The organism is Mycolicibacterium komossense, assembly GCF_025822605.1.
GTDB classification, from domain to species: Bacteria; Actinomycetota; Actinomycetes; order Mycobacteriales; family Mycobacteriaceae; genus Mycobacterium; species Mycobacterium komossense.
Genome location: NZ_JACKTY010000014.1, coordinates 98,482 through 121,980 on the forward strand (window position 1 = coordinate 98,482; position 23,499 = coordinate 121,980).

Below are 23,499 nucleotides of genomic sequence, written 5' to 3' on the forward strand. Positions count from 1 at the left end.
AGGAATCGAACCTGCGACCTAGGGATTTGGAATCGGGAGCTCCGAAGTGTTCCTGAAATGTGCTCGTTTGTGCTGGTAGATGATGGTTTTTGCTTCTGGCTGATTCGGCCTCGGACCGGGTGAATCCGGCCGATTCTTGGTCATTAACGCCGAATAAACGGCTACGCTCCGTCGCCCGTTGACAGAACATTCGCAGGCTTGTTTCGCGAGTAGTACGCCGACATCGTGATAACCAACGTGTGTGGCAGTTCCGCCAGATTTGTTGGAACGGATCGCGGGCTTGAGCGAAGCCCGCGAGGGCGTGCGGCAAGCAGTCGAACGTGTCATGGCTGCCCAACAGCCGGACTCGGACCCGATCACGAAGATCGAGGCCCTTTCGCTTCTTGACGGGGCAACCGAGCGGTGGCTAGAACAGTCGCAGCAAGTCGAAACCGAGCTACTTGAGCTCGCGCGTAACGACGAACCCGAACCAGATGCCAATATCAGTACGGCAACTGACTCCGTGGAGCGGCTCTGGGGAATCTCGCTGATACATCTCGCCGTCTCTGCCGATCTAGCCAAGATCAGCTCGATTGATTCACTCGAAAATGAGGATGACCCGGTCAGCGTTGCCGGCCCTCCGCCAGCTGTGCAGCAGCCGTCCGCAATTGCGGCGATTGTCGACGACGGGCCGGCGGGCGCACAGATCGGCGGCGCGCTCGCCACGCCGGCGCACGAGGCCGACGAGGCTGACGATCTCGCAGTTGATGCACCAGAACTGACACCCCCCGCTGAGGAGGTGCTGAGGGAACTTGTCCATCGAGCCAGTGAATGCACATGCAAGGTGCTGGTCGGTACGCTTCCGATTCCCTCCGCACACGTCATCTTTGACAACGTCACACCGCTGCTGAAAGCGGCCCTCGGAGCGACGCCCGACGCGATCTCGACTGCAGCCGAGAAGATCGCCAGAACTGTCACTCGGCTAGCCATTTTGGTTCTCGGCCGTGTGCGAGCTGTCGTGGATGCGGTGATTCCCGGCACCTTCGACTTTGTCAAGGAACAGCTCATCGAGGCCTCTCAGGACCATGGGGCCGAGCACATTCTGACTCCCGTCGTGCGCCCTGTCGTCGCTCGTCTCCTTGATGAGCAGGGTTGCGCCGTTGTCATTTCGCAGAAGCGATGGGATAGAAGAAAAGGCGCACCTGAGCCCGACAACAAGGCTGCCTTCCGCAAGATCCTGAAGCACAACAAACGTTGGGTGTCGCGTCCGGTGCCATTCGCTGCCAGCACCGTGCTTCGCCCGCTCTGGCATTTGTCATGGTCAGGTGTGCCCGCGGCTCCGATAGCTGCCTGCCTGCTCTTGGCGTGGACCATCTTCCTGACCGGCGACGAATTGGACATCGAAGGCTGGCCGTTCCCAAACTTCTACCGGCCCGGGCTGTTGACGCTCGCGTGAGCTGCAACCGTTCTGCCACGTCGTGGGCGGTCGTGCCAGTGCTTTGGGGCAAATTCATACGCTTGTGTGGTCGCGCTATCTGAAGTCAGCTACATCCTATAACTTCACTTAATAGATTAACTGAAGTTAAACTGTACTGGTGACTTCACTTCGTCCCATCACCTACGAGGATGTTCGGTGGGAGCCGCAGGGCGGGTGGCACGCGGGTGGGGCGCGACCCAGGTACGGCATCTATCACCCCGCCGTGCCGGCCGGCATTGCCGATCTCGCCCTAGAGTTGCCGTCGTTTGTGTTGGCCGAAGCCGAGTTGGCCAGTCGCGAGATCGCCCGATTTGACGCCGAACTCGGTGGCGAGATCGCACCATTTGCTGCTGTGTTGCTCCGGTCGGAATCCGCCGCGAGTTCGCAGATTGAAAACCTGACCGCGACAGCGCGCGCGATCGGCGAAGCCGAGCTGCCCGGTGGGACGGCCAGGCGCAACGCGGAGATGATTGTCGCCAACACCGCTGCGATGAACGCGGCAGTCGCGCTGTCCGACACCGCAGACGCCGACGCGATCCTGGCGATGCACCGCGCCTTGATGATCAACGACCCACGCCATACGCCAGGTGAGTTCCGGACAGAGCCTGTGTGGATCGGCGGCGGATCCACGCCCATCGGTGCGACGTTCGTCGGCCCGCGCCATGAGTTGATCCCTGGGGCGATTGCCGACTTGATTGCTTTCGCGCAGCGCGCCGACGTTCCCGCGCTGCCGCAGATCGCGGTAGGCCACGCTCAGTTCGAGACCATCCATCCGTTCACCGACGGCAACGGGCGTACCGGCCGCGCCCTGGTGCAAGCCCTACTGCGCAACAAAGGCCTGACGCGTCAGGTCACGGTGCCCGTCTCGGCTGGCCTGCTCGCCGACCCCGCTGCGTACTTCGCCGCGTTGACGAGCTACCGCGACGGTGACGTCGCGCCGATCGTCGAGCGCTTCTCACAGGCCACGGTCCTGGCGATCGCCAACGGGCGACAACTGGTCAGCGAACTTCGCGAGATCCGGGAGAACTGGAACGGCATGATCACCGCGCGATCCGACTCCGCGGTGTGGAAGGTCGCCGATCTGTTGACCCGCCGCCCGGTCGTGAACGCCCTACTGGTGGGCCAAGAACTGGGCATCGTGTCCACCAACGCTCACCGCTACCTCAACCCACTCACCGAGGCGGGAATCCTCATCGAGGCAACCAACGGGCCTCGCAATCGAGTGTGGCGATCTCCGGAAGTGCTTGCCGCACTTGACGCCTTCGCCGAACGCGCTGGCCGGCGAGGCTGACCGAGTGACTCGTCGACTTACCCGCAGAAGCAAACAGCACGGGTTATCGGAAGTGCGAAAGCATCAAACCCGGGGTGGTTCACACTGCGAGACTTCACCCTCGACCCCACCGGCGACTACCAACCCACCGGTGCCCCCAAAGGCCCAACACGGAAAAGCCCCAGACCTAAAGCAGGTCCAGGGCTATTCCGATGTCTTGCAACATCACACAGCGCCCCCGGCAGGAATCGAACCTGCGACCTAGAGATTAGAAGGCTCTTGCTCTATCCGACTGAGCTACGGAGGCATCGCGCAGGTCAGTGTAGCCAATTCGAACCGTAATCGTTTCGCAGCGCGCCACGCGGCGGCCGGATGCGAACAGACACCCAGCTTTGGTTAATGTGATCTGCAACACGGCGTAAGACAGTCGGCCGTGGCCGCAGTCGGGCGACGATGCCCGTCCTCCCAGTGCGAAGGTGCGTGCGATGAGCGTGGCAGCTCGTTGTTCACAGGTGTGTGCAGACGCGATGAGTCTGGCCGCCCATCCAGTCGATACCTTTCGGGCGGCCTCGTTGCTGCTGCGCGGTTGCCCGCAGCTCGCGGCGTGGGTCGCAGGTTGGGCATCGCGCGAATTCACGGCCCGAGTGGTGACAGGACACGCGCTGTCCGCGATTCCGGCCGGCCCGCTGGCCCCGATCACCGCCGGACTGGCCGCGCAACGCGCCGATGCGGTTCTGACCAGCGCCCTGACCGACACCTTCGGCGCGGACTACGCGGCACAAGTCGAACATCCGGTGACACTGGCCGCTCGTCGCCCGAGCGTCGCAGGCCTGTGGCTCGCCACCACGCACCGGCGCCGCTATGCCGCGCACACCACCAACATCGCGTACGGCCCCAACGGGCGTGATCACCTGCTCGATATCTGGCGGCTACCCGAACAGCTGACCGATCGGCCCGCCCCGGTCCTGCTGCAGGTCCCCGGCGGCGCCTGGGCGATCAGTGACAAGCGTGGCCAGGCCTACCCGCTGATGAGCCGGATGGTCGAACTCGGCTGGATCTGCGTATCCATCAACTACAGCCGCAGCCCGCGCAGTGCCTGGCCCGCCCACATCGTCGACGTCAAGCGGGCGATCGCCTGGGTGCGCCAGAACATCGCCGAATACGGCGGCGACCCTGATTTCATTGCCATCACCGGAGGTTCCGCGGGTGCGCACGTCGGCGCGCTGGCGGCACTGACCGCCAACGACCCGGACCTGCAACCCGGCTTCGAATACGCCGATACCACCGTCCAGGCTGCGGTGCCGTATTACGGCGCGTACGACCTGACCAACACCGAGGCAATGCACCAGTTGATGCTGCCGTTCCTGGAGCAATTCGTGATGCGCGCCCGCCTGGCCGATAACCGGGAGCTCTACGAATCCGCATCGCCGATCTTCCGCGCCCACCGTGATGCGCCGCCATTCTTTGTACTGCACGGCCGCGACGACGCGGTTATCCCCAGCGCACAGGGGCAGTCGTTCACGGCAGCGCTGCGGGCCGCGGGCGCTTCGACCGTCGCTCATGCCGAACTCCCCAACGCTCACCACGCTTTTGACATGGTTGCGACCGTCCGCTCACAGATCGTCGCCGACGCCGTCGCGTCGTTCTTGGGGATCACCTACGCCAGGCACATGCGGGCAGAGGCCATCTCGCTCGACGTCTGTGCGTCGCCCGCCGGCTGAATTCGCAGGTGCAGAAAGTCAATTCCGCAGGCCGCCAGAATATTTCGCGACGTTGCTATTCCGCGCGCTTGCGGGCATCTTTGGCCGCCCAGATCCGCACAATCGGCTCCCGTCGCCGCGCCCAGCGGACTACCGTGGTTGGCGCACCTGAGATGACGGGGGCTTTTACTGGAGGGGTTACGTGACGAGCGAGTTGCAGGTCGGGGCCGACGATGAGTGATTCCGACGAGCTTGGGGCGGTTGACCAGTTGCTGCATCGCGGTGAGGCCAACCCACGCACCCGGTCCGGGATCATGGCGTTGGAGCTGCTCGACGTCGCGCCGGACTGGGAGCGTTACCGCACCAACTTCGAGAACGCGTCGCGCAAGATTCTGCGGCTTCGGCAAAAGGTCGTCACACCGACGTTGCCGACGGCTCCGCCGCGCTGGGTGGTCGACCCCGATTTCAATCTCGACTTCCACGTCCGCCGCGTGCGGGTGCCCGAACCCGGCACGCTGCGCGAGGTCTTCGATATGGCCGAGGTGATCCTGCAGTCGCCGTTGGACATCTCGCGCCCGCTGTGGAGCGTCACCTTGATCGAGGGCCTGGCCGACGGTCGTGCGGCGCAATTGCTCCATCTGAGCCACGCCGTCTCCGACGGCGTCGGCAGCGTCGAGATGTTCTCGCAGATCTACGACCTCGAACGCGACCCGGAGCCCAAGCCGGCGCCGCCGATGCCCATCCCGACGGATCTGTCCGCCAACGACCTGATGCGCGAAGGCATCAACTCCCTACCCGGGACGATCGCCGGTGGTGTCCGCGATGCGGTGACCGGCGCGCTCGGCACCGTCGGCAAGGTGATCAGCAATCCGGCCGCGGCGGTATCGGGACTTCTCGACTATGCGACGTCGGGCAACCGGGTGATGCGGCGGGCCGCGGAGCCGTCGCCGCTGCTGCGCCGACGCAGCCTGTCGAGTCGCAGCGAGGCCATCGACATGCTGCTGTCAGATCTGCACAGGGCGGCCAAGGCGGCCGGTGGATCGATCAACGACGCCTACCTCGCGGGAGTCTGTGGCGCACTTCGGCTTTACCACGAGGCACTGGGAATCCCGATCGATACCTTGCCGATGGCCGTCCCAGTCAACCTGCGCTCTGACGCCGATCCCTCCGGTGGCAACAGGTTCGCCGGCGTCAACCTGGCGGCGCCGATCGGCACCGTCGACCCCGCGACCCGGATTCAGGAGATCAGGGCGCAGATGATCCAGCGCCGCGAGGAATCCGCCATCGACATGCTCGGCTCGATCGCACCCGTGCTCTCGTTGCTGCCGTCGGCCGTGTTGGAAGCCATGACGAGTTCGGTCATCGGCTCCGATGTGCAGGCCAGCAATGTCCCGGTCTTTCAGGAGGATACTTTTATCGCCGGTGCAAAAGTGTTGCGGCAGTACGGACTCGGCCCACTGCCCGGGATCGCCATCATGGTGGTGCTGGTGTCGCGCAGCGGGTACGCCACCGTCACCGCGCGGTATGACCGGGCGTCGATCACCAAGGAAACGCTGTTCGCGCGCTGCCTGCAGGCCGGTTTCGACGAGGTACTCGCGCTGGCCGGTGAGCCTTCACCCCGCTCGGCTCCGGCATCATTCTCGGCGGCCGAGGCCTCCGTCGGCGGCACTGGCGACCCTGCGACCAACGGATCGGTGAGCTGATGGCGCCAGCGAAGGACCTGCGACTACCCGGCTCGATCGCCGAGATCAAAGCCAGTCCGCCTGGTCCGAAGATCGGGGCATTCTTCGACCTCGACGGCACCCTGGTCGCCGGATTCACCGGCGTCATCCTCACCCAGGAGCAGTTCCGTAGCGGCGAACTCGGCCTCAGCGACATGATCGGCATGGTCCAGGCTGGCCTCAACCACCAGTTGGGGCGCTCGGAATTCGACGACCTGATCAATCAGGCCGCCAAGGTGTCGCGCGGCCGGTCGCTCAGCGATATGGACCAGGTCGGCGAGCGATTGTTCAAGGACAAGATCGAGGCCAGGGTTTACCCGGAGATGCGCGATCTGGTGCACGCCCATCTGGCCCGTGGGCACACGGTGTGCCTGAGCTCCTCGGCGCTGACGATCCAGGTCGAGCCGGTGGCGCGGTTCCTCGGCATCCCGAACACGTTGACCAACAAATTCGAGGTCGACGGCGACGGGCTGTTGACCGGTGGCATCGTGAAGCCGATCCTGTGGGGGCCCGGAAAGGCCAACGCCGTCCAGAAATTCGCGGCCGAACGCGGTATCGACCTCAAAGACAGTTACTTCTACGCCGACGGTGACGAAGACGTCGCGTTGATGTACCTGGTTGGGAATCCGCGGCCGACGAACCCCGAGGGCAAGATGGCCGCCGTCGCCAACCGGCGTGGTTGGCCGATCCTGAAGTTTTCCAGCCGGTCAGGTACCGGAATTTCGGGTCCGCTGCGAACTTTGGCTGGAATAGGAACGATGTTGCCGGTCGCCGCCGGCGCGGTGGGCTGGGGGTTGCTGACCCGCAATCGGCGGCGTGGGGTGAACTTCTTCACCACCAACTGGTCGCAGCTTCTGCTGGCCGCCAGCGGGGTGAATGTCAACGTGCTCGGTGCCGAGAACCTTACCGCCGCGCGACCCGCGGTCTTCATCTTCAACCATCGCAACAACTTCGACCCGTTCATCACGGGCTCGTTGATCCGCGACAACTTCACCTCGGTCGGGAAGAAGGAGCTGGAGAAGGATCCGATTGTGGGGACCATCGGCAGGGTGATGGATGCGGCATTCATCGACCGCGACGATCCGAAGGCCGCTGTCGAAGGCTTGCGCAAGATCGAGGAACTTGCGAAGAAGGGCTTGTCGGTGATGATAGCCCCGGAGGGTACGCGGCTGGACACCGTCGAGGTCGGCCCGTTCAAGAAAGGGCCATTCCGGATCGCAATGGCCGCCGGGATCCCGATCGTTCCCGTCGTCATCCGGAACGCCGAGGTGATTGCCGCCAAAGACTCGACCAGTATGAATCCCGGAACGGTGGATGTTGCTGTCTTCCCGCCTATTTCGGTAGGAGACTGGACATCGGAGAACCTCGAAGAACGCATCGCCGCGGTACGTCAGTTGTATCTAGACGCACTCAGTGAGTGGCCCGTAGACGACCTACCCACGGCCGCCCTGTATTCGAAGACCCCGGCCGGGAAGTCACCCGAGAAGAAGGTGCCTGCCAAGAAAGCGCAGGGCGCGAGAGCCGCCACGAAAAGGGCTCCAGCCAAGAAGGTTCCGGCCAAGAAGGCAACTGAGAAGAAACCGCCGAGGGGCCGACCGTGACGGACCGCACCGACACCTCGGATGATCTACCCACGTTCAACAGCACCGACGACGCGCTGGTGTTGGCATCGGTGTCGTCGCCGGCGGAACTGGATCTACTGAACGACTGGCTGCGTGATCAGCGGCGTTCCCATCCCGATGCGAACGTGGCCGTTCTCGAGCTGCCTGGTGACGAACCGCCCCCGGCTGTCGTCGCTCAGCTCGTGGAGGAGCTTGAAGCGGGGGAGGACCGGTCTGTGGTGCCGGTTCGGGTGTTCTGGGTGCCCGCCGGGTTGCCGACCCGGGTCAAGGTGGTGGGGTGGCTCGCCGGCCGCGACACCTACCGGCCGCCGGAACTACTGCAGAAACGGATCTTGCGCAAGGATCCGTCCCGGGCGAAGGTCGTTGCCGGGGAGCCGGCCACAGTGGCCGAGCTACGCCGGCAGTGGCAGGACACGACGGTGGGGGAGAGCCCCCGCGAATTCGCCCGGTTCGTTCTGCGCAGGGCCAGCCTGGCTATCGAACGCATCGAGTATCGACTGCTGGGGCCGGAGTACAAATCGCCGCGCCTGGTCAAACCGGAGATGTTGGAATCGTCGCGGTTTCGTGAAGGGCTGGTACAGATTCCGGGCAGCAGCGTCGAAGAGGCGGGCAAGATCCTCGATGAGCTGGCCACTGGCTGGAGCCGATTCTCCGTCGACCTGATCCCGACTCTGTCGCGGCTGATCTACAGTCGGGGCTTCGAACCCAACATCGACTACGACGACCAACAGGTCGACGCGATGCGCCAGGCGCTGGAAACCCATCCCGCCGTCATGCTCTGGTCGCACCGGTCCAACCTGGACAGCGCGGTGCTGGCCGTCGCGCTGCAGGAGAACCAACTACCGCGAGCCAACCTGTTCGCGGGCATCAATATGTCGTTCGGATTGATGGGCCCGCTGCTGCGGCGCTCCGGCGTGATCTTCATCCGGCGCGGGACCGGCGGTTCCGACCCGCTCTACAAGTACTCCCTCAAGGAATACGTCGGATATCTGGTCGCCAAGCGGTTCAACCTCAGCTGGTCAATCGAGGGAACCCGCTCGCGCACCGGAAAGATGTTGCCGCCCAAGCTCGGTCTGCTCAGTTACGTCGCGGACGCATATCTCGACGGCCGGAGCGAGGACATCCTGCTGCAACCCGTGTCGATCAGCTTCGACCAGCTGCACGAGACGGCCGAGTACGCCGCCTACGCCCGTGGCGGCGAGAAGACTCCCGAGGGTGTCGGCTGGCTGTACAACTTCATCAAGGCCCAAGGGGAACGGAACTTCGGCAAGATCTATGTCCGCTTCCCGGAAGCGGTCTCGATGGCCCAGTATCTCGGTGAGCCCGGCGGTGAGATGGCCACCGACGCGAACGCCAAACGGCTGGCCCTGCAGAAGATGGCTTTCGAAGTGGCGTGGCGCATCCTGGGGGCGACCCCCATCAACGCCACCGGTCTGGTGGCGGCACTGCTGTTGACCACGCACAACGCGGCTCTGACGCTGGATCAGGTGCATCACACGCTGCAGGATTCGCTGGACTATCTGGAGCGCAAACAGACCCCGATGACCGGCAGCGCGTTGCGGCTGCGCAGCACCGACGGTGTTCGGTCCGCGCTGGATGCACTGTCGAACCGGCACCCGGTCACCCGGGTGGACGGCGGCCGTGAATCGGTCTGGCAGATCGCCCCCGAACAGGAACACGAGGCGGCGTTCTACCGCAACACGATCATCCATGCGTTTCTCGAGACGTCAATCGCCGAACTGGCCCTGGCTTACGCCCGACGAGCCGAGGGTGACCGGCTCGAAGCGTTCTGGTGGCAGGCGATGCGGCTACGTGACCTGCTGAAGTTCGATTTCTATTTCGCCGACTCGGCCGCGTTCCGTGAGCACCTCGCCGAAGAGATGGCGTGGCAAGACGACTGGGAGTCCCACGTCGCGGCGGGCGGTGAGGAGATCGACGCACTGTTACACGACAAGCGGCCGCTGATGGCACACGCGATGCTGCGACCGTTCTTCGAGGCCTATGAGATCGTCGCCGACGTGCTACGTGACGCGCCATCCGAGATCGAGGAAAAGGAGCTCACCAACCGTGCGCTCGGCGTCGGGCGGCAGTACGTCGCCCAGACCCGGGTACGCAGCAATGAGTCGGTGTCAGCGCTGCTGTTCGCCACCGCCCGGCAGGTCGCGGCGGATCAGCACCTGCTCGAACCTGGCGACGACCTCGCCGCTCGGCGCAAAGCGTTCCTGACCGAGCTGCGCGGAATTCTCGACGATATGGATTGGGTGCACGTGATGTCGAGCCGGCAGTTCACCGAGCGGGAGATGCGTTCCCGGAGCCGGTCGAACGGCCACACGGCCAGGGCGCAAACGCTGGATGGGTGAAGCCGCCCAGGCCGCCCCGTCGATCGCCGGCGCGTTGACCGCGACGGTTAGCCGAGGGCGCCGGCTTCCATTGCAGCGGGCCAACTTCCGTAGGAGCTGATGTCCTTCCCGCTTGCGGCCGCCGTGCCGTCGCAGCCGAACGCGGTTCGCCAGGTGCCGTCGGCGAATTCGACCTTGCCGAGCTGCATCGGCGCGGGTAGAGCCGCCAGGAATATGCCGAGGGCGGCCGGTGACAGCACCCAGCGATGCCCGTACAGGGACGCCCCGGCAGCATCGTCGGGGACCCGTCCGATCGCGGGTTTGACGGGCGTGGTGTCCAGTACCGACATCCGGTAGCGCGCTGCGGTGTTCAGCTCACCGGCCCACCGGGCGCCCAAGTCGGTGAGCTGATGCACCAACGGACCTCCGCGAAGATGGGCACCGAACACGATCAGCTCTGTGTTCGCCGCAACTGTGAGCGGCCAGGCGTGCTGTGGTGCTTGGACATTCATCACCAGGGCGGCGATGTCGAGAGCCACTGCGTCGTCGAACGCGCGGCCGAGGATCGTCACGCCGAACTGTGCGTCGCCGGCCTTGCCTGCGGGCACCGAGACGCCACACATATCGAACAGATTGCAGAAGTTGGTGTAAGTGCCCATCTTCGAGTTCACGCCGACGGGATCGGCGGCCACCTCGTCGAGGCGCGGGTGGGTCGGTGCGGTGGGCACCATCATCGCGTCAGCTCCGGCTAGGAGGGCCATCGCCGTGCGTCGCAGGTCCTTGACCTCCCGCAGGTCGCGAACCAGCCGATGCGCCGGGATGCCACGGGCGCCGGTGACGATGCCGGCAACCACCGGATCGAGGGCGGCATCCTGATGTGCATCGATGAATTCGCCTACAGCAGCGTATCGTTCGCTCACCAGCGCGCCCTCATACAGCAATGTGGCGGCGGCCAGGAATGGGGCGATCTCGACCGTGACGATCTGCGCACCTGCCTCGGACAGCCGGCCGACGGCGTCGCCGAACGCCTTCTGCCAGGTTGCATCGAGGCCGGGTAGTTCGTCGGGTATCGCTACGACAGGTCGGGGTGGCGCGGCGAGCGCGGTGTCTGCCGGCCACGGCCGGGCTGCGGCGCCCCCAGCCATCGCCGCCATGGCCCGGTTCGCCAGCTCCAGGTCGGCGGCGAAAATCGTGACGCAGTCATAGGATTCGCAGGCCGGAACGACGCCGTCGGTGCTGATGACCCCGAGGGTCGGTTTGATCCCGACGATGCCCTGCAGTCCGGCGGGCACCCGACCCGATCCCGCGGTGTCGGTCCCGATGGCGATATCGGCCTCGCCCAGTGCGACGGCGACGGCCGAACCGGAGCTGGATCCGCCGCTGATGTAATCCGGACGCCTGCTGTCGGATACCGCACCGTAAGGGGATCGGCTGCCGACCAGGCCGGTGGCGAACTGGTCCAGATTTGTCTTACCGAGCACGACCGCACCCGCTGCTCGCAGCGCGGCGACTGCGGGTGCATCAGCGCTGGGTTGGTAGGCGAATTCCGGGCATCCGGCGGTGGTGGGCAGACCGGCGACGTCGACGTTGTCCTTGACCGCCAGTCGGATACCGGCCAGCGAACCTGCGGCCGCGCTGCTCTGCGCGAGAGCGGCATCGACCTCTGCCTGTGGTCGGCGGCTGATCCAGACGGCCATCCGACAAACCTAGTGGTCGACAGGTATTTGTGCGACTCCACAGTTGCGACTTTGTCCACAGGCCCGCGGGCCGTGGCGATGGATCGACGATCTCTGTCCCCAGTCCGGAGATGAATGGCATCAGCGGCACCGCAGAGATGCCGCGATCGGAATGCACACCACGACAGAAGGAACGCAGCGATGTTCGAAACACCATTGACCGTGATCGGGAGAATCGTCACCGACCCGCAGCGCCGCCGCGTCGGCGAACAGGAGGTGATGAAGTTCCGGGTGGCCAGCAACGCGCGGCGCCGCACCGGCGACGGCAGCTGGGAGGCGGGGAACTCGCTGTTCGTCACGGTGAACTGCTGGGGCAAGCTCGCCACCGGGGTCGGTGCCAGCCTCGCCAAGGGCGACGCGGTGATCGTCGTCGGGCAGGTCTACACCAGCGAATACGAAGACCGAGAGGGTGTCCGGCGGTCATCGATGGAGTTGCGGGCAAGCGCGGTCGGGCCGGACCTATCTCGCTACATCGCGAAGATCGAGAAGCACGGCCAGCCAGGAGTCGCCGCCGCAACACCCGTCGGCGCACCCGGCGGAACATCTGAGGGCGCTGACGCTGTTGACTGTGCCGAGGACGATCGGGCGGACGGGTCCCACGGGGATGTCCAAGATGGTCCCGGCGATGACGCACGACGGGCGCTGCCACTGTCGGCTTGATGCGGATACCCGCTCTGGTCTGAATTCCGGGCTCCTCATGCCTCGTACCTCGGCACTGCGTCACCCGCCTAGGATGGTGCCCGAGTTACACCGAATTTATGCAGACCAGAAAGGCGACACTGCGGCATGGCTGAGTTCATCTACACGATGAAAAAGGTCCGCAAGGCGCACGGCGACAAAGTCATCCTCGACGATGTCACCCTGAACTTCCTTCCGGGAGCCAAGATCGGCGTCGTCGGTCCCAACGGGGCCGGCAAGTCGAGCGTCTTGCGGATCATGGCCGGTCTCGACCAGCCGAACAACGGCGACGCCTTCCTCGCCAACGGCGCCTCGGTCGGCATTTTGATGCAGGAACCGAAGCTCGACGAGACGAAGACAGTCCGCGAGAACGTCGAGGACGGTGTGCCGATCAAGGCGAAGCTCAACCGGTACAACGAGGTGGCCGAGCTGATGGCCACCGACTACACCGACGAGTTGATGGAAGAGATGGGCCAGCTCCAGGAGGAGCTCGACGCGGCTGACGCCTGGGATCTGGACTCCAAGCTCGAGCAGGCGATGGATGCCCTGCGTTGCCCGCCGCCGGATGAGCCGGTCACCCACCTCTCCGGTGGTGAGAAGCGCCGCGTCGCGCTGTGCAAGCTGCTGTTGTCGGAGCCTGATCTGCTGCTGCTCGACGAGCCCACCAACCACCTGGACGCCGAAAGCGTGCTGTGGTTGGAGAAGCACCTCGCCGATTACCCTGGCGCCATCCTCGCCGTCACCCACGACCGGTACTTCCTCGACAACGTCGCGGAGTGGATTCTGGAACTCGACCGTGGTCGGGCCTACCCGTATGAGGGCAACTACTCCACCTATCTGGAGAAGAAGGCCGAGCGGCTGGCAGTCCAGGGGCGCAAAGACCAGAAGCTGCAGAAGCGACTGGAAGAAGAGCTGGCCTGGGTCCGCTCCGGCGCCAAGGCCCGGCAGGCCAAGAACAAGGCACGCCTGGGCCGCTACGAAGAGATGGTGGCCGAGGCGGAGAAGACCCGCAAACTCGACTTCGAGGAAATCCAGATCCCTACGGGACCCCGGCTGGGCAACATCGTGGTCGAGACAAAGAATCTGGACAAAGGTTTCGACGGTCGCATCCTGATCAAGGATTTATCCTTCACGTTGCCGCGCAACGGCATCGTGGGTGTCATCGGTCCCAACGGTGTCGGCAAGACCACGCTGTTCAAGACCATCGTCGGGCTGGAAGAGCCTGATAGTGGCACAGTCAAGGTCGGCGAGACGGTCAAGCTGAGCTACGTCGACCAGAACCGCGGCGGTATCGATCCGAAGAAGAATGTCTGGCAGGTCGTCTCCGACGGGCTGGACTTCATCGAGGTCGGCCAGAACGAGGTGCCGTCGCGTGCCTATGTGTCGGCGTTCGGCTTCAAGGGCCCGGACCAACAGAAGCCGGCGGGGGTGCTCTCCGGTGGTGAACGTAACCGGCTGAACCTGGCGCTCACCCTCAAAGAAGGCGGCAACCTCATCCTGCTCGATGAGCCGACCAACGACCTGGACGTCGAGACGCTGAGCTCGTTGGAGAACGCTCTGCAGCAATTTCCCGGATGCGCCGTGGTTATCTCGCACGATCGGTGGTTCCTCGACCGCACCTGCACCCACATCCTGGCCTGGGAAGGCGACGCCGACAACGAGGCGAAGTGGTTCTGGTTCGAAGGCAACTTCGGTGGCTACGAGGAGAACAAATTGGAACGGCTCGGTGCCGACGCCGCGCGTCCCCACCGGGTGACCCACCGCAGGCTCACACGCGACTAATGTGGTCGGCTGCGTGCCAACGGCGGCACGCAGCCGAGTCAGGGAGCGGTTCGTATGGCAGTGAATCCAGGGTCAACTGATGTCGACGGTGCGGTCGGCGGGGTGCAACTCGACCCCGCGACCCTCGATGACCTCAGCCGGGCCTATCTCGACACCTATCGGGGGCCACACAGTGATGCCCCGGGGGCCGAGGCGGACGCCATGGATACCGGCCCGCTGCGTCGTGTCGACGCAGACCTCGTGCCCGCGGCTCTGGTCACCGCGCAGTACACCCTGGCTCATCGGCGGCGCTCCGGCGAGACGAGCGTGGCGGTGTACGCCACCGACGATCCAGCAGGCTTCGGGCCCGCGCTGCAGGTGGTGACCGAAAACGCCCCGTTGCGGACGGACGCCTCCTTGCTGATGGACTCTGTCACCGTGCTGCTGCACCGCCTCGGAGTGGCCTACCTCGCGGTGATGAACCCCGTGCTGCGGGTGCTGCGCAACCCGGACGGGGACCTGCTCGACGTGTCCAGCGCCGGCCAGGATGCCGTTCTGGGCGACGGTAGCCCCGGTCAGACATTTGAAACCTGGATCCACGTGCAGCTCTCCCCGTCGGTGGATCGCACGGCGCTCGCCGAGGTGCAGCGGCTGCTGCCCGACGCCCTCGCGGATGCGCGCCAGGTCGCCATCGACTCGGCAGCGATGACCAGCACAGTGCAGAGTCTCGCCGACGAGATCGACGCCGATCAGGGCTCACGTTTCCCGGGTCCGGATCGCACCGATGTCGCGAACTTGTTGCGCTGGCTGGCAGACGGGCATTTCGTGCTCCTGGGCTCACAGTCGTGCCCGGTGCGCGACGGGCAGGCGACGGTCGACCGGTCCAGCCGGCTAGGTGTGCTGCGACTGCACCAAGGTGTGCTGCCTGAGCTGACCGATTCCAGCGATCTGCTGGTGTTGGCGCAGGCCACCATTCCGAGCTTCCTGCGCCACGGCGCGTCCCCCTACATCGTGGTGGTTCGTGAAAGCCCGGGTGACGACACGGCGATTGAGCACCGCTTCGTCGGGTTGTTCACAGTCGCCGCGATGAATGCGAACGTGTTGGAGATTCCGCTGATCTCGCGACGGGTCCAGGAAGCCCTCGAGCTGGCGGCCAAGGATCCGAGCCACCCCGGCCAGCTGCTGCTCGACATCATCCAGACGGTGCCGCGTTCGGAGCTGTTTGCGCTCAGCGCCCACGAATTGCTGGATATGGCAATGGCTGTGGTCGATCTGGGCTCCCGCCGGCGGGCGCTGCTGTTCATGCGGGCCGACCAGCTCGGTCATTTCGTCTCCTGCCTGGTGTACCTCCCTCGCGACCGCTACACCACCGCGGTTCGCCTGGAGATGCAGGACATCCTGCTGCGCGAGCTCAGCGGCGTCAGCCTCGAATACACCGCTCGGGTCAGCGAATCCCCCTGGGCGCTGGTGCATTTCACGGTCCGGCTGCCGGTCGGCTCGCGTCAACAGGATATCGACGTTTCCCTGGCCAACGAGACCCGCATTCAGCGCCTGCTGACCGAAGCGGCCAGAACCTGGGGCGACCGGCTGATCGGCGCGGTACTGGGTGGTTCCATCGGCCAGGTCGAGGCCGAGCACTACGCGCGCGCCTTCCCCGAGGTCTACAAGCAGGCCGTTTCGCCAGTGGCCGCCATCGACGACATCGCCATCATCGAGGAACTCGACGACGATTCGGTCAAGTTGGTGTTCTCCGAGGGCGGCGAGGACGGAACCTCGCAGCTGACCTGGTATCTGGGTGGGCGTTCGGCGTCGCTGAGCCAGCTGCTGCCGATGTTGCAGTGCATGGGTGTCGTCGTGCTCGAAGAGCGGCCGTTCACCGTGGTGCGCCCCGACGGTCTGCCGGTCTGGATCTACCAGTTCAAGATCGCGCCGCACCGCAGTGTTCAGGACGTCGAGCCGGGGCCGGCCCGTGACGAGCTGGCCCGCCGGTTCGCCGACGCCGTCACCGCGATCTGGCAGGGCCGCGTCGAAATCGACCGGTTCAACGAGCTGGTCCTGCGGGCCGGTCTGACCTGGCAGCAGGTCGTGATCCTGCGGGCTTACGCGAAGTACCTGCGGCAGGCTGGTTTTCCCTACAGCCAGTCGCATATCGAGTCCGTGCTCAACGAGAATGCGGGCACCGCGCGCTCTCTCGTCGACTTGTTCGAAGCTCTGTTTGATCCGGAGCCGGCTCCCAACGGCCGTGACGCGCAACGGGCCGCTGCAGCCGTCGCGGCGGATATCGACGCACTGGTCAGCCTCGATACCGACCGCTGCCTGCGCGCGTTCGCAGCCCTGGTCCAGGCCACTCTGCGAACCAATTACTTTGTGACGCGCCCGGATTCGGCCCGGAGCCAGAACGTGCTGTCGATCAAGCTGAACCCCGGCCTGATCGACGAACTTCCGCTGCCGCGGCCGAGATTCGAGATCTTCGTGTACTCGCCCCGTGTCGAGGGTGTGCATCTGCGGTTCGGCCCGGTGGCCCGTGGCGGACTGCGCTGGTCGGACCGGCGCGAAGATTTCCGCACCGAGATCCTCGGACTCGTCAAGGCGCAGGCCGTCAAGAACGCCGTCATCGTGCCCGTCGGCGCCAAAGGTGGATTCGTCGTCAAGCGCCCACCGGTGCTCACCGGTGACGCCGCCGCCGACCGGGAGGCAACCCGCACCGAGGGTGTCGCCTGCTACAAGCTGTTCATCGCAGGGTTGCTCGACGTCACCGACAACGTCGACCAGAGCAATGGTCTGGTGGTCACCCCCGCGGACGTGGTTCGGCGCGACGGCGACGACGCCTACCTCGTGGTGGCGGCCGACAAAGGCACCGCCACGTTCTCCGATATCGCCAACGACGTCGCGAAGTCCTACGGCTTCTGGCTCGGTGACGCCTTCGCCTCCGGCGGATCGGTCGGCTATGACCACAAAGCGATGGGGATCACCGCCAGAGGCTGCTGGGAGAGCGTCAAACGCCACTTCCGTGAGATGGGCGTCGACACGCAGTCGGAAGACTTCACCGTCGCCGGGGTCGGCGATATGAGCGGTGACGTCTTCGGCAACGGCATGCTGTTGTCCAAACACATCCGGCTCGTCGCGGCGTTCGATCATCGGCACTTCTTCCTCGACCCCAACCCGGATGCTGCCATCTCGTGGGCGGAACGGCGACGGCTGTTCGAGCTCCCGAGGTCCAGCTGGGATGACTACGACAAATCGTTGATCAGCGCGGGTGGTGGCGTCTTCAGTCGCGAGCAGAAGACCATCCCGCTGAGCCCCGAGGTCCGGGCCGCGCTGGGCATCGACGCGGATGTGACCGAGTTGTCGCCGCCGAAATTGGCCAGTGCGATCCTGCGGGCCCCGGTCGACCTGTTCTACAACGGCGGCATCGGCACCTACTTCAAGGCGGAGAACGAGTCCGATGCGGCCGTCGGCGACCGTGCCAACGACGCGGTCCGGGTCAACGCAAATCAGGTGCGCGCCAAGGTGATCGGCGAGGGTGGCAACCTCGGCATCACGCCGCTGGGCCGGATCGAGTTCGAGCTCAACGGTGGACGGTGCAACACCGACGCCCTGGACAACTCCGCGGGCGTGGACTGCTCCGATCACGAGGTCAACATCAAGATCCTCATCGATGCGATGGTGACCGCGGGCAAGGTCAAGCCGGCCGATCGGACGAACCTGCTGCTGTCGATGACCGACGAGGTCGGCGAGCTGGTGCTCAAAGACAACCGCGATCAGAACGATCTGATGGGCACCAGCCGGGCCAACGCAGCGAGCCTGCTCAACGTGCATGCCAGCCAGATCAGGAATCTGGTGGCGACGCGTGGGCTCAACCGCGCACTCGAGGCGCTGCCGACGGAGAAGGAGTTCCGGCGCCGCCAAGAACTCGGCTTGGGGTTGACCTCACCAGAACTCGCGACGCTGATGGCACACGTCAAACTCGCGCTCAAAGATGACATCCTGGCCACCGATCTGCCCGATCAGGAAGTCTTCGCGTCCAGGCTGCCGCGTTACTTTCCGACTCGGATGCAGGAGTTGTTCGGTCCCGACATCCGCTCGCATCAGCTGCGCCGGGAAATAGTCACCACCATGCTGGTCAACGACCTCGTCGATACCGGAGGCATCACCTACGCGTTCCGGGTTGCCGAGGACGTGGGCGTCGGGCCGGTGGACGCGGTGCGGACCTTCGTCGCCACCGACGCCATCTTCGGCGTGGGTGACGTGTGGCGGCGGATCCGGGCGGCCAGCGAGGAAAATGGCCTGCCGGTTCATGTTTCAGACCGGATGACGCTGGACCTGCGCCGCCTGATCGACCGGGCCGGCCGCTGGCTGCTCAACTACCGACCGCAGCCATTGGCGGTCGGCGCCGAGATCAACCGGTTCGCGGCCAAGGTCGCCAAGCTGACCCCGCACATGTCTGAATGGCTGCGCGGGGCTGATCGCGAGATCGTCGAGAAGGAAGCCGGCGAGTTCGCCTCCTTCGGTGCACCGCAGGATCTGGCTTACACGGTGGCGACCGGCCTTTACCAGTACAGCCTGCTCGACATCATCGACATCGCCGACATCCTCGAACGGGACGAGGCCGAGGTCGCCGACACCTACTTCACGTTGATCGACCACCTCGGCACGGACGCGCTGCTGGTTGCGGTGTCGAGGCTGCCGCGTGATGACCGTTGGCATTCGTTGGCGCGCCTGGCCATTCGCGACGATATCTATGGATCGTTGCGGGCGCTGTGCTTCGACGTGCTGGCGGTCGGTGAACCGGACGAGAACGGTGAAGAGAAGATCGCCGAGTGGGAGCACACCAACGGGTCGCGCGTCGCGCGGGCCCGTCGGACCCTGGGGGAGATCTACGCCGACGACGAGCGCGACCTGGCCACGTTATCCGTCGCAGCACGGCAGCTGCGCAGCATGGCGCGGACGAGCGGGACGAGGTCCAACGGTTGAGTGATGGAGCGGCACCCGGTCTGGCCAAGACCGGCTTTGTCGCACCCGTTCCGGTGCGGTGGTCGGATATCGACATGTACCAGCATGTCAACCACGCCACCATGGTCACCATGCTCGAAGAGGCGCGGATTCCGTTCCTCGCCGAGGCGTTCGGTGCCGACATCACCACCACCGGGCTGCTGATCGCCGAGGTGAAAGTGGCCTACAAGGGCCAGCTGCGACTGGTCGACTCCCCTCTGCAGGTGACGATCTGGGTCAACCGGCTGCGCGCGGTGGACTTCACACTCGGGTACGAGGTGCGCTCGGTGAACGCCGATCCGCAGTCGAAGCCGGCCGTGATAGCCGAGACGCAACTCGCGGCCTTCGACATCGATGAGCAACGGTTGGTGCGGTTGTCGCCGCACCACCGGGAGTATCTCGAGCAGTGGTTGAGGTAGCGGAGCGAGGCATCTGGCTGGCCGACGAGGCGCAGCGTATCGACCTCGCCGCATTCACCGAAAGGGCTTTGCGGCTCGACGATGCCGCGGTGATTCGCTTCCGGAAGCGGTCCGAGGACACCCTGATGGCCTGGCTGGCAACGGGTTTCGACGTACTGGCGGCACGGGCACTGCAAGGGCGGGTACGGCCGGACGACCTGTCCGCCGGAGCCGACGAACTCTCCCGTGCCCTGGTGGCATCCGAGTCCGGCTATGTGAACCCGGGTTTCGCGATGGATTCGGCCTGGCGCGGCGTCTTGCCGCCGGACTCGGGTTTCATGCACCTGGACGATGTGCCGGCCCGGGTGATGCTCGATCTGGCTCAGCGCGGTGTTGCCCTGGCCCGCGAGCACGGCAGTGGGCAGGGGCCACCGGTTTCACTACTGGATCAGGAAGTTATCAGCGTCAGCTCGGGGGACCTGACCGTGGGCATCCCCATGCGGTGCGTATTCGCCTTGACGGCAATGGGTTTTCTTCCGCAGTCGAGCAATGCCGGTGACGACTTCGCGCCGGAGTCGGTCGCCCCCGACGAGATCGTGCGGATCAGGGTGTTGCCGACCTGGCTGCGCATCGACGCCCGGTTCGGCTCGGTGTACCGCCGCCGCGGTAACCCGGCTGTCGTCCTGCGCTGAATTATCTTGCGCGAACAGACGCAAACATCCATCGATATCCGCGCCCGACGGGATTTTTACGTCTGCTCGCGGTAATCGGGGTCAGATCAGCCACACCGCGGTGTTCGGGGGAAGCTCACCGTCGGCCAGCGGTGCGCTACTGAGCAGCACCTCGCCGGCGGGCAGCGCCACCGCGACACTGCCGGTGTTCAGCGCGCAGGTCAGGCCGCCTCCGGTGCGAAACACCAGAGCCTCATCGTCGGTGTCCTGCCAGGTGATGTCTGTGCCGCTGAATTGTGCTGTCTGCTTGCGCAAGTGGATGGCCCGTCGGAAGAAGGCCAGCGTCGAGTCTTCGTCGGCACGCTGTTTGTCGACGGTCAACGCGGCCCACTCGGCCGGTATCGGCAGCCAGGTATCCGGGTTGGTCGAGAAGCCGAACGGTGGTGTGCCGCCGTCCCACGGCATCGGCACCCGGCAGCCGTCGCGGCCACGTTCTTCGTGCCCCGAACGCTCCCACGTCGGGTCCTGCAGTACTTCGTCGGGCAGATCCACGTTGGGCAGGCCCAGCTCTTCGCCGTTGTACACGAACACGATGCCCGGCAACGCCAACATGACCATGGCCATCGCGTTGGCCCTGGCCAATCCGGCAGCTCCGCCGCCGTAACGGCTGACCTCGCGCTCGACGTCATGGTTGGACAATGTCCAGGTCGCCGGCGAACCTGCCAGTTCTGCTGCAGCCAAAGAGTTTTCGATCGCCTCGCGAACCTCGACAGCGTCGAACTTCGCGCGGACCAGCCGGAAGTTGAAGCCCAGGTGTAGTTCGTCGGGCCGCAGATACTTGGCAAAGTCCTCGTTGTCGAACACCCAGATCTCACCGATCGTCACCGCGTTCGGATAGTCGTTGAGGACGCGCCGGATGAAGCGGTGGATCTCGTGTACACCGTCGTGATTGAAGCGTGGGTCGTCATCGTCGAGGGTCAGCATCGGCAGGTCAGGGTTTCGCATATCCGGCAAGCCGGCCGGTTTTGCCATGCCGTGCGCGACGTCGATGCGGAACCCGTCGACGCCCAGGTCCAACCAGAATCGCAGCGTCTTCTCCAGATCCGCGAAGATCTCGGGGTTCTCCCAGTTGAGGTCGGGCTGTTCGGGATCGAAGAGGTGTAGATACCACTGGCCCACGTTGCCGTCGGGCTCGACCACGCGGGTCCAGGCCGGACCGCCGAACACCGACACCCAGTTGTTGGGCGGGTGCTGGCCGTGCGGACCGCTGCCGTCGCGGAAGATGTAGCGCGCGCGCTGGACGCTGCCGGCACCCGCGGCCAATGCCTCGCGGAACCAGACATGTTGTGAACTCGTGTGATTGGGCACTAGATCCATGGTGATCTTGATGCCGCGGGCGTGTGCCGCCTCGATCAGGCGGTGCAGGGCGCCGATGCCGCCGAACAGCGGATCGACGTCGCGTGGATCGGCGACGTCATAACCGTGATCTGCCATGGGTGACACCATGACCGGATTCAGCCAGATTGCGTCGATACCCAAGTCGTCGAGGTAGTCGAGCTCGGCGGTCACCCCGTCCAGGTCGCCGACACCATCACCGTCACTGTCGCGGAAGGAGCGTGGGTAAGCCTGATAAAAGACGGCGTCCGACCACCAGGGGGTGTTGAGGTCTGTCACTGCACCGACCCTAGTCGCCGGGCGTGAACGCGTCAGAACGCCGAGTTGACCATCGACTGCGCGGCCATCTCGAGATAGTCGAGCAGTTGCTTGCGGTGGGGGTCGTCCAGGGTGGTCGAGTCGATGGACGCGATGGCGGTGTGCATGCACCGCAGCCACGCGTCACGCTCGAGGAAGCCGATCTTGAAGGGATTGTGGCGCATTCGTAGCCGCGGATGCCCACGCTGTTCGGAATATGTCCGCGGGCCGCCCCAGTACTGCTCGAGGAACATCCGCAACCGATCCTCGGCACCAGCCATGTCGTCATCGGGGTAGAGCGGGCGCAGGATTTCATCCTCGGCGACCAGCTCGTAGAAACGGGCAACGATCGCGTGGAAGGTGGCGGCGCCGCCAACAGCGTCGTAGAAGGACTGCGGTTCGTCAGACATCCCCACCATTGTCGCCCGAGACCGCTCAGCCCGGGATTCGGGCCAGGATCTGGTCCTTGATCGTCGCCGGCTGATCGGTGGTCAACTGCAACCCCATGGCGCCCAGATCGACGACGACGTTGTCCTTCAACGCCACGGTTCGGTACTGCGTGAAGGACTTGCCGGCCAGCTTGTTCTGCAGCGCCGCCCCGTCCGTCGTGGCCGTCACGTTGCCGATGACGAGGGCCACCGACGGGCTGCCTGCGGGCGTCGGAAGGGTGACCGTCTGGCCAGAGCAGCGACTCCAGATATCCGTCAGGTGTGCGACGAAGCGCTGCGCGGCGGCGTGGTCGTCGAACGTCGTGACCACCTCGTCGATGATCGTCGCCGTCGTGGCATCCATGAAGTGCGCGCCCTTGTATCCGGTGAAATCGGCCCCGTTGTAGGACGTGTCGAGGCCCGCCATGATCGCGTCGAAGCAGGGGGGAGCAGGCGGCTCCGGCGCGCCGCTTCGGCCTCCGGGCGTTCCAGATCCACCTCCGGGGCCGCCGCCGGAATAGTCAACGGGGGCCAGATTCGGTGTCTTCATGATGGCCTTCACCTCGTCGAGGCTCAGCAGCACTCGCGGCAGGTCGGCCTGGCCGAGCACGGGGTTGCTGGGTGCCTGCGTGGTCGTCGGGCTCGGGGTCGGGGTGGCCGTGCTGGTGCTCGTCGACGGTGCTGACGTCGTCATCGGCGCGGCAATGGTCGAGCTGACCGAATTCGCCGGGTGGATCGCCCACACCAGCAACGCCCCGGCGGCGATCACGATCACCGCGTAGGACAGCGTCAGACCGAGCACCGCGCGGTCTCGGCCACGCTCGTGCCGGTCGCGGATATCGGCCAGCGCGAAGTGCCCCAACACCGCTCCGATCGGGGCGAACAGGAATGCAAAGACGATCGACCAGGTCGCCATCTTGTTGCTCGGTGGCGGGGGATAGGGCTGGGCATGAGGAGGGGGCCAGCCGTAGCCGTAGGGATATTGCGGATCCGTCGGGCCGGGGTTGTCGGGACCGTAAGTCATCAGTGTCTGTG

The 23,499-nt window shown here is 65.1% G+C and carries 15 protein-coding genes and 1 tRNA gene; 11 read left to right on the forward strand and 5 right to left on the reverse strand.

Annotation, left to right across the window (positions count from 1 at the left end; all coding sequences use genetic code 11):
* Positions 1-280 precede the first annotated feature (280 nt).
* Entirely contained in the window at positions 281-1,435 is a 1,155-nt protein-coding gene (locus H7J73_RS04965; RefSeq protein ID WP_264066134.1) for a hypothetical protein, read from the forward strand.
* A gap of 139 nt (positions 1,436-1,574) precedes the next feature.
* Positions 1,575-2,747 (forward strand): Fic family protein, encoded by a 1,173-nt coding sequence (locus tag H7J73_RS04970; protein ID WP_264066135.1) that lies wholly within the window; start codon positions 1,575-1,577, stop codon positions 2,745-2,747.
* A gap of 212 nt (positions 2,748-2,959) precedes the next feature.
* On the opposite strand, the gene H7J73_RS04975 is transcribed toward H7J73_RS04970, so the two are convergent.
* A tRNA-Arg gene (locus H7J73_RS04975) sits at positions 2,960-3,033 on the reverse strand.
* A 169-nt stretch (positions 3,034-3,202) separates the two neighbouring features.
* Between H7J73_RS04975 and lipQ the strand changes: the two genes are divergently transcribed.
* From lipQ to H7J73_RS04995, 4 genes are all read left to right on the forward strand, one after another.
* Positions 3,203-4,447, forward strand: coding sequence for an esterase LipQ (lipQ, locus tag H7J73_RS04980; protein WP_435405421.1), 1,245 nt, complete (start codon positions 3,203-3,205; stop codon positions 4,445-4,447).
* 212 nt (positions 4,448-4,659) lie between these two features.
* A complete protein-coding gene (locus tag H7J73_RS04985) occupies positions 4,660-6,129 on the forward strand; it encodes a wax ester/triacylglycerol synthase family O-acyltransferase (RefSeq protein ID WP_264066137.1) in 1,470 nt (489 codons plus the stop codon).
* On the forward strand, positions 6,129-7,748 hold the full coding sequence (locus H7J73_RS04990) for an HAD-IB family hydrolase (protein WP_264066138.1): 1,620 nt from the start codon (positions 6,129-6,131) through the stop codon (positions 7,746-7,748). Before H7J73_RS04985 ends, H7J73_RS04990 begins: the two co-directional genes overlap by 1 nt.
* The gene (locus H7J73_RS04995; protein ID WP_264066139.1) at positions 7,745-10,129 is read left to right on the forward strand and encodes a glycerol-3-phosphate 1-O-acyltransferase; all 2,385 of its coding nucleotides are present in this window, start codon (positions 7,745-7,747) and stop codon (positions 10,127-10,129) included. Before H7J73_RS04990 ends, H7J73_RS04995 begins: the two co-directional genes overlap by 4 nt.
* A gap of 47 nt (positions 10,130-10,176) precedes the next feature.
* Here H7J73_RS04995 and atzF read toward each other — a convergent pair whose 3' ends face one another.
* The gene (gene atzF, locus H7J73_RS05000; protein ID WP_264066140.1) at positions 10,177-11,805 is read right to left on the reverse strand and encodes an allophanate hydrolase; all 1,629 of its coding nucleotides are present in this window, start codon (positions 11,803-11,805) and stop codon (positions 10,177-10,179) included.
* Between the two features lie 180 nt (positions 11,806-11,985).
* Between atzF and ssb the strand changes: the two genes are divergently transcribed.
* The 5 genes from ssb (at position 11,986) to H7J73_RS05025 (ending at position 20,365) form a co-directional block, all read left to right on the forward strand.
* Positions 11,986-12,504 carry a single-stranded DNA-binding protein gene (gene ssb, locus H7J73_RS05005; protein WP_264066141.1) on the forward strand — a complete coding sequence of 173 codons (519 nt, stop codon included), beginning with the start codon at positions 11,986-11,988 and terminating at the stop codon, positions 12,502-12,504.
* A 126-nt stretch (positions 12,505-12,630) separates the two neighbouring features.
* Positions 12,631-14,304, forward strand: a complete 1,674-nt coding sequence (ettA, locus tag H7J73_RS05010; protein WP_264066142.1) for an energy-dependent translational throttle protein EttA — start codon at positions 12,631-12,633, stop codon at positions 14,302-14,304.
* A 54-nt stretch (positions 14,305-14,358) separates the two neighbouring features.
* On the forward strand, positions 14,359-19,257 hold the full coding sequence (locus H7J73_RS05015) for an NAD-glutamate dehydrogenase (RefSeq protein ID WP_264066143.1): 4,899 nt from the start codon (positions 14,359-14,361) through the stop codon (positions 19,255-19,257).
* Positions 19,258-19,277: 20 nt separating this feature from the next.
* Positions 19,278-19,694: an acyl-CoA thioesterase gene (locus H7J73_RS05020; RefSeq protein WP_264066345.1), complete on the forward strand. Its 417-nt coding sequence runs from the start codon at positions 19,278-19,280 to the stop codon at positions 19,692-19,694.
* A complete protein-coding gene (locus H7J73_RS05025) occupies positions 19,682-20,365 on the forward strand; it encodes a DUF8185 domain-containing protein (protein ID WP_264066144.1) in 684 nt (227 codons plus the stop codon). The genes H7J73_RS05020 and H7J73_RS05025 overlap by 13 nt, the downstream gene beginning before the upstream one ends.
* 81 nt (positions 20,366-20,446) lie before the next feature.
* On the opposite strand, the gene H7J73_RS05030 is transcribed toward H7J73_RS05025, so the two are convergent.
* The 3 genes from H7J73_RS05030 to H7J73_RS05040 are packed head-to-tail and all read right to left on the reverse strand — an operon-like array spanning position 20,447 to position 23,488.
* Complete coding sequence (locus H7J73_RS05030) at positions 20,447-22,018, reverse strand: glycoside hydrolase family 13 protein (RefSeq protein WP_264066145.1); 1,572 nt, start codon at positions 22,016-22,018, stop codon at positions 20,447-20,449.
* A 32-nt stretch (positions 22,019-22,050) separates the two neighbouring features.
* Entirely contained in the window at positions 22,051-22,446 is a 396-nt protein-coding gene (locus H7J73_RS05035) for a globin (RefSeq protein ID WP_264066146.1), read from the reverse strand.
* A gap of 25 nt (positions 22,447-22,471) precedes the next feature.
* Entirely contained in the window at positions 22,472-23,488 is a 1,017-nt protein-coding gene (locus tag H7J73_RS05040; protein ID WP_264066147.1) for a sensor domain-containing protein, read from the reverse strand.
* Positions 23,489-23,499: the final 11 nt, after the last annotated feature.